General features: G+C 48.6%; 7 protein-coding genes. 4 read left to right on the top strand and 3 right to left on the bottom strand.

Annotation, left to right across the window (positions count from 1 at the left end; genetic code table 11):
• Both KDM89_RS08120 and KDM89_RS08115 read left to right on the top strand, forming a co-directional pair.
• Window positions 1–180: hypothetical protein (locus tag KDM89_RS08120; RefSeq protein ID WP_212687430.1), on the top strand; the 180-nt coding region annotated here is incomplete at its 5' end.
• A gap of 508 nt (window positions 181–688) precedes the next feature.
• A complete protein-coding gene (locus KDM89_RS08115; RefSeq protein WP_212687429.1) occupies window positions 689–997 on the top strand; it encodes a colicin immunity domain-containing protein in 309 nt (102 codons plus the stop codon).
• A gap of 542 nt (window positions 998–1,539) precedes the next feature.
• Here KDM89_RS08115 and KDM89_RS08110 read toward each other — a convergent pair.
• From KDM89_RS08110 to map, 3 genes are read right to left on the bottom strand one after another with little or no spacing between them, the layout of a single operon-like run.
• On the bottom strand, window positions 1,540–2,286 hold the full coding sequence (locus tag KDM89_RS08110) for a pseudouridine synthase (RefSeq protein WP_212687428.1): 747 nt from the start codon (window positions 2,284–2,286) through the stop codon (window positions 1,540–1,542).
• Between the two features lie 6 nt (window positions 2,287–2,292).
• A complete protein-coding gene (locus KDM89_RS08105) occupies window positions 2,293–4,848 on the bottom strand; it encodes a [protein-PII] uridylyltransferase (RefSeq protein WP_212687427.1) in 2,556 nt (851 codons plus the stop codon).
• A 15-nt stretch (window positions 4,849–4,863) separates the two neighbouring features.
• Window positions 4,864–5,721: a type I methionyl aminopeptidase gene (map, locus tag KDM89_RS08100; protein WP_212687453.1), complete on the bottom strand. Its 858-nt coding sequence runs from the start codon at window positions 5,719–5,721 to the stop codon at window positions 4,864–4,866.
• A 210-nt stretch (window positions 5,722–5,931) separates the two neighbouring features.
• On the opposite strand from map, the gene rpsB reads away from it, so the two are divergent.
• The gene (rpsB, locus tag KDM89_RS08095; protein WP_212687426.1) at window positions 5,932–6,678 is read left to right on the top strand and encodes a 30S ribosomal protein S2; all 747 of its coding nucleotides are present in this window, start codon (window positions 5,932–5,934) and stop codon (window positions 6,676–6,678) included.
• 119 nt (window positions 6,679–6,797) lie between these two features.
• Window positions 6,798–7,682 (top strand): translation elongation factor Ts, encoded by an 885-nt coding sequence (gene tsf, locus KDM89_RS08090; protein WP_212687425.1) that lies wholly within the window; start codon window positions 6,798–6,800, stop codon window positions 7,680–7,682.
• Window positions 7,683–7,776: the final 94 nt, after the last annotated feature.

The following is a 7,776-nucleotide window of genomic DNA, read 5'->3' as shown; positions in this document are numbered from 1 at the left end:
TTGAATGATTTCAGTGACCAGCGCTGCCTTGCGCTTCGCCGTCCATCGCTTGACTTCTTCTTCCATGACCATGCTCATGTGATTTCCTTTCCGTATTATCACCTGAGCAGGAATTCACTGGGTCATTGCATAGATCTGCAAAAATTTATGAATGAAAAAGTGTACGTGATTGCGTTTTGATACGTCACATTTACGATTGAATTTAACCCCATCAATCCGCTTGTCACACTCCATGCAAGCCGTGCAAAGAATCTGATTAGGCACACGGGGCAAGGAGTGCGCCAAGCTAGTGCTACGCGAAGCTGAATCATTGCGACTTCGATGAGCAAAGAACCTAAACAGAGTCACGAAAGTTTGCTCCAAAGTCGCTCACGGCTGCGCGATGCCAGTAGTCAGAAAAAGGCTAAGGCGTATCCCTTACCTCGTAAGGCGCATTGCAATGCGCCGAATGGGAATGATGCCGGGCCGCGGCTAAAAAACGCAAAACGGCGGTCGGTTCTGACATCTGTGCAAATATCGTCATTTCAATTTCCCACAAGCCGAGACTTTCTGCCGACGACCGCCAATCGCTATGCTGAACACCGCATTTTGATGTTAAAAAGGTAAATTAATAAAGTTTGGCGCATTGCAATGCGTCCTACGCGGTGCAGGATACGCCTTACGGCCTTGGGAAGTTAGGAGGCGGCTAATGAATAAGTATTTAGTTGAATATGAGCAGTTATGCGAACAGTTTCTTAATGGGACTATGTCGGTGGATGTGTTTAGTGAGACTTTTATAAATCGTTTCAAGATAGAAAGACATCTAGATGAACCTTTCTTTTTATTGTTAGACGAACTTTTTGGTAATGTGGATTCTTTTACGACAGATACGCAGTTATTGGCTGAGAATCCCGATTTTTATCTTAACGAGGTAGATCTCCGCGAAAAAGCTCAACAGACGGTTGATCGTTTGCTGGAAATCAAAAGGGAAAGGAGCGGAACAGGTCTTGAATCGTGAATTTACTACGCTACTCTAAAGCTAAAACTCTTCACCCGCTTGTCACAGTCCTTGGGCAATCATCCCCTTCTTAATGGATAGCAGAAGTAGAAGACAGGGTTTTTAAAATGCAGGCCTGTTTAGAATGGAAACAGTCATCAATAATTCCAATTCGCGTGCTTGGCTAAGCAACGGAAGGTGCCAGTGAGAAGTCGGAAGCAAAGCTGGTCTGATGTCGCTGCAATTAGTGCCGTTACCGGATGTTTAAACGGACTCACGGGATGGCTTACTGCGACAGATCGTGGCCGATGCTATTTCAGGCAGAAAAACCCGTAAATGCGGATTTTTGCATAGCAATTCGCCTGTCGTCGGCAGAAAGTCCGGGCCCTGGGAAGTGTCTGATGACGATATTTGCACAACTCTTGTGCTGGTCAAAATAAAAAGCACTGCTTTCCGACCGGAAAAACAGTGCTTTTGCAAATTGCTTTGTCTGAGAAGATTGCTGTGACTGATCCCGTAATCCATTCAGGCAATATTAGTGTGCATTTGCACGAATGAGGGCGTCAGAATTGCTCATCATCGCGCAGATAGCGCCATTGACCTTCGGGTAAATTACCCAGACGAACATTACCGATTCTGACCCGTTTCAGGCCGGTGACTTTCAAACCGACCATGTCACACATGCGGCGAATCTGACGTTTTCTGCCTTCTTTCAGAATGAAGCGTAACTGATCATCGTTTTGCCAGGTCACCTTTGCCGGTAACAGTTTTTTGCCATCCATCATCAGGCCATGATTTAAGCGCTGCAAATCGGCGTCCGGCAATTTACCGGGTTTGGTGTAGCGTACGCGAACCAGATATTCTTTTTCGATCTCCGTTGTTTCGCCGATCAGTTTTTTAGCAACACGGCCATCTTGGGTCAGCACCAGCAGACCTACCGAGTCAATATCCAGACGGCCGGCCGGTACCAGGCTTTTTAACTGATCACGATGAAATTTCATCGGTGATTTATCTTCTTCCCAGCGGTTTTCCGGCTTGATCAGCACGACTGCGGGCTGGTAGCCATCTTCCGCCTGACCACTGACATAACCGACCGGTTTGTTGATCAGAATGGTGGCTTTACGCGATTGTTCGGCAGAGGCTTGTTTTTCGATCGTGATTTTCTGGCTTGGTAATACTTTGCTGCCAAGTTCAGAAACGACCTTGCCATCGACTTTTACCCAGCCTTTTGCGATCCACTCATCCGCTTCCCGACGTGAGCTTAAACCCAGTTCAGACATGCGTTTTGAGAGACGGACTAATTCATTCATATTTGTTTAATTAATTTTAAGTGCTTCAAGTAATTCAGTTTCAAACTGAATTTGTGTTTTCGGGACATTCAATGCAGGGCCATCGATGATGAAGACGTCTTCAACCCGTTCGCCCAGTGTCATGACTTTTGCGGTGTGCAAGTTAATCTTGTACTTCGCCAGCAAGTTAGCAACGGAATACAGCAAGCCGTTTCTGTCATTTGCGGTAATCGAGAGCAGGAAATAACGTCCGCGTTCGTCCGGTCGTAAATCGACACTCGGTGCCACCGGAAAGTGGCGCGATAAGCGCGACAGCCTGCCGGGATTCGGTGCCGATAACGGCGCCTGACGTGTCAGTGCATCACTCAGTTCATGCTCAATCAGTGTGATGATGTCGCGGTACTGCTGCGCAAAATTCGGCTCGATAATCAGAAAACTATCCAGCGCATAACCGTTTTTGCAGGTATGAATTTTCGCATCAAGGATGCTGAAATTTTTACCGTCAAAGTAATTGCAGATACGGGCAAATAAATCCGGCTGATCCTGTAAATAGACGGTGACCTGCAGGCCTTCGCCGATTGGTGCCAGTCTGCATTTCACAACCGGCGTTTCAGCACGGGTTTTGTCGTGCAATACGCGGGTTTGCCACGCAATGTCGTTGGCGTCGTGCCGCAGGAAGTAGGCAACATCCAGCTGCTTCCAGAATTCCTGATGCGCATCGTGCGGCAATCCGGCCAGACGCAGTGCTTTCAGCGCGTCTTCCTGGCGGTTACGCAGTTCGCGGTCTTTGGTCGGCATTTCGCCGCCCAGTGCGCGCAGCGTCATCTTGTATAAGTCTTCGAGCAGTTTGCCTTTCCACGCATTCCAGACTTTCGGACTGGTTCCGCGAATATCGCAGACGGTCAGCAAATACAATGCGGTCAGATGGCGCTCATCTTTAACGCGGTCTGCAAAAGCCTGAATCACATCCGGATCGGATAAATCCTGTTTCTGGGCGACTTGCGACATCGTCAGGTGGTTTTGCACGAGGAAAATCACCAGCTCTGTATTGCGGCGATTCAGACCGTGGTCGTAACAGAATTTACGTGCATCTGCCATGCCGAGCTCGGAGTGGTCGCCGCCACGCCCTTTGGCAATATCGTGGAACAGTGCGGCGATATACAAAACCCAGGGCTCATCAAAGTCTGCCATCAGCTGGCTGCAGAACGGATATTCATGTGCATGCTCTGCCAGCGTAAAGCGGCGCAAATTGCGCACGACCATCAGAATATGCTGATCCACCGTGTAAGCATGAAATAAATCATGCTGCATTTGGCCGACGATGCGGCGGAAGTTTGGCAGGTAGCGCCCGAGAATACTCATTTGATTCATGCGACGCAGTGCATGGGTAATGCCACGTGGTGACTGAATCAGTTTCAGGAACAGGGCGCGGTGAAAAATATTGTGGCGGTATTCTGCATCAATTTTTTCGCGGGCATGCCACAGAGCACGGAGTGTGCGGGCTGTCATGCCTTTCAGTTCGCTGTGCTGCGCCATCACCAGAAACACTTCCAGTAAGGTTTCCGGATGCTGCTCAAAAGTGTCATCTTCCACAATATCAATGAGGCCGTTTACCTCGTTGAAATGCGGATGGATGGAACGCGGAGTGGTGTCTCTGGGAAATAGCACCGCCTCAATATTCTGCAAAAGAATCTGATTCAACTGCGTAACCGACTTCGCTGCCCAGTAATAACGCTGCATCAGGTATTCGCTGGAGCGGCGGGACTCCGTTGTTTTGAAGCCAAGTGATTCGGCGATCGGTGTCTGCACATCGAACACCAGTCTGTCTTCACGGCGCTTTGTATGATTGTGCAGCCTGATCCGGATATCTTTGAAAGCACGTTCATTCCGTTTCAGCTGGCGGGCTTCGGTTTCAGTAATCAGGCCGCGAACTGCCAGTTCATGCCATGAGTTACCGAGATTGGCTGCTTTGGCAACCCACAAAATCACTTGCAAATCCCGTAATCCACCGGGACTTTCCTTGCAGTTTGGCTCCAGACTGTAAGGCGTGTCTTCATATTTCACGTGCCGCTGCTGCATTTCCAGAAGTTTTTCCTGAAAAAACTTTTGCGGATTCATCGCATCAGCATAGCGTTGCTGTAACTCGCGGAACAGCTTACGACTGCCGCAGATATAGCGCGCTTCCAGCATACTGGTCTGAATCGTGATGTCTGACGCCGCTTCATTCAGACATTCATCAACTGTGCGTACGCTGTGGCCGATATCCAGTCCGATATCCCACAGCGACTGGATCAGATTTTCCAGCTTGCCGGCAGTGAGTTTGTCCGGACTTGCGGGCAGCAAAATCAGTACATCCACATCAGAGTGCGGAAACAATTCGCCGCGGCCATAGCCGCCAACGGCAATCAGTGAAATGTCGCCGGGGATTTCGTTTTGCTTCCAGATTTGCTGCAAAGTCTGGTCAACATTTTTGCAGAGCTTTTCCAATAGCGCGTCCGGACGCGATCGTAGCGTGTATCCGCTAATCGCTTCCTGTTGCGTACGCCGGAGATTGTCTCGTAACAAAATAATATTGCTGACCATGTTCGCTTTCGTAACTTATTTCAGTGTGATGAAATCCGGCAGGGCAGGGTAGCCATCTGACATCGTCAGCACCTCGAAGCCATCTTCGGTGACAACGATTGTGTGTTCCCATTGTGCCGACAGACTGCGGTCTTTGGTTTTCACTGTCCAGCCATCCGGCATGGTTTTGATGTCGCGCTTACCGGCGTTGATCATGGGTTCGATGGTAAAAATCATGCCGGCCTCGAGTTTTTCCATGGTTCCGGGTTTGCCGTAATGCATTACTTGCGGTGCCTCATGGAAAATTTTGCCGATGCCATGACCGCAGAATTCACGCACGACGCTGTAGCCGGCTTTTTCAGCGTGCTGCTGAATAGCAAAACCGATATCGCCGAGATGGACGCCGGGTTTGACTTTGGCGATGCCTATCCATAAGCATTCGTAAGTAATCTGTGAAAGACGTTTTGCCAGAATCGAGGTATTGCCGACATGAAACATCCGGCTGGTGTCGCCGTGATAGCCGTCTTTAATGACAGTGACATCAATATTCACAACGTCGCCGTCTTTCAGTGGTTTGTCATTCGGAATGCCGTGGCAGATCACATCATTTACCGATGTGCAGACAGATTTCGGATATGGCGTATAGCCCGGTGGGCAGTAATTCAGCGGTGCAGGCACGGTGCCCTGAACATTCACCATGTAGTCGTGGCACAGTTTGTCGAGCTCTGCTGTGGTGATGCCGGGTTTAACAAAAGGTGTGATGTAGTCGAGTACTTCTGAAGCGAGGCGACCGGCGACACGCATACCTGCGATATCTTCGGCGGTTTTAATAGTGATTGATTCCATGCTGATAACGTAATATCCGCGCTGGTCGGCGCAGTTTTCCAAAAGCATCATTATAGACGAGCCGCAGCGAACCACCTATGCGCGGCAATCGGAATGCTTGAGTATTGTCCTGTTTTCGTAGTAGAATCGATGGTTAGCTTGAATTGTGATTGTCATTCTCGCGAAACAAATTTTCTGTTTAATCATCGAATCTGGTCAAAAAGGGTGTCCGTCACAGGATAACTGACCGGGTTCAAGACCTAACCCTGGAGATATTAAATGTCCGTAACAATGCGTGAAATGCTGGAAGCAGGCGTCCACTTCGGTCACCAAACCCGTTTCTGGAACCCGAAAATGGCTCCGTTTATTTTCGGTCACCGCAACAAGATTCACATCATCAACCTGGAAAAAACTCTGGGTATGTACCAGGAAGCGATGAAGTTCATTCGTCAGCTGTCCGCAAACCGTGGCACGGTTCTGCTGGTTGGTACTAAGCGTCAATCCCGCGACATCATTTCCGGTGAAGCTCAGCGTGCAGGCATGCCTTACGTTGATCAGCGCTGGTTGGGCGGTATGCTGACTAACTTCAAAACTGTTAAATCTTCTATCAAACGCCTGAAAGACATGGAAGTTGCGATCGAAGACGGTACAGTTGAAAAAATGTCCAAAAAAGAAGCGCTGATGTTCCAGCGTGAAATGGAAAAACTGCAAAAATCCATCGGCGGTATCAAGGATATGGGCGGTATTCCTGACGCGATTTTCGTTGTTGACGTTGGCTACCACAAAGGTGCTGTTACTGAAGCAGCGAAACTGGGCATCCCGGTGATCGGCGTGGTTGATACTAACCACTCTCCTGAAGGTGTTGCATACGTTATCCCTGGTAACGATGACTCTTCTAAAGCAATCGCTCTGTATGCACGTGGTGTTGCTGATGCGATTCTGGAAGGCCGCGCTAATGCAGTTAACGAAGTTCTGGAAGCTGTAAAACCAGACGCAGAAGAATTCGTTGAAGTAGAACAGGCATAATTGTTTTTGTAATCCGTCCGGCGTCAGCCGGATAAAAATCGGGGCTACTTAAGGTCGCCCCTTTTTTTAACCAAAATTTGATTCTGGCACGGTTTGTGTCACTAGATTAGGAGAAAAACATGGCAGCAATTACAGCAGCGATGGTAGCGGAACTGCGCGCAAAAACTGATGCGCCGATGATGGAATGTAAAAAAGCGCTGACAGAAGCAGAAGGCAACATGGATCGTGCAGAAGAAATTCTGCGTGTAAAACTGGGTAGCAAAGCTTCTAAAGCAGCTTCCCGTATTACTGCAGAAGGCGTTGTTGCAGCTTATGTCTCCGGTAACGTTGGTGCATTGATCGAAGTAAACTGCGAAACCGACTTCGTTACTAAAAACGACGACTTCATCGCTCTGGCAAACACTTGCGCTAAACTGATTGCAGAACACAATCCTGCAGACGTAGCAGCCCTGAATGCACTGCCACTGGATGGCAAAACTGTTGACGAAGTACGTGCAGCACTGGTTGGTAAAATCGGTGAAAACATGTCTATCCGTCGTTTCAAACGTTTTGAAACAACTGCTAAACTGGCTTCTTACCTGCACGGTTCCCGTATCGGTGTAATGGTTGAGTTTGACGGTGCTGATGAGCAAGTTGGTAAAGATCTGGCGATGCACATTGCTGCGATGAAACCTGTTGCTGTTTCCGGCGCAGACGTTCCTGCAGATCTGATCGATAAAGAGCGCTCTGTTGCAGAGCAGAAAGCAGCTGAATCCGGTAAGCCAGCAGACATCGTTGCGAAAATGGTTGAAGGCTCCGTTCAGAAATATCTGAAAGAAGTTTCTCTGCTGAATCAGTCTTTCGTTAAAAACGACAAGCAAACTGTTGAGCAAATGCTCAAAGCGGCTGATTCCAGCGTTAAGTCTTTCGTAATGTTTGTGGTTGGTGAAGGCATCGAGAAGAAAGTTGATGACTTCGCAGCTGAAGTTGCGGCACAGGTTGCTGCAGCAAAACAAGCTAACTAAGGCGAATAAAAAACGGGCCCCAAAGGCCCGTTTTTTTAAGGGTAAGCCTGCTTTGCAGGATGATTCGGATTGCAGTTTGTCAGGCAGTCAGTAT

Origin of the sequence: Cognatundibacterium luofuense, from assembly GCF_018139685.1 — a bacterium.
GTDB classification, from domain to species: domain Bacteria; phylum Pseudomonadota; class Gammaproteobacteria; order Burkholderiales; family Burkholderiaceae_D; genus Undibacterium; species Undibacterium luofuense.
Note: the sequence above shows the minus strand (reverse complement) of the source record. Positions and strands in the feature narration are given on the sequence as shown.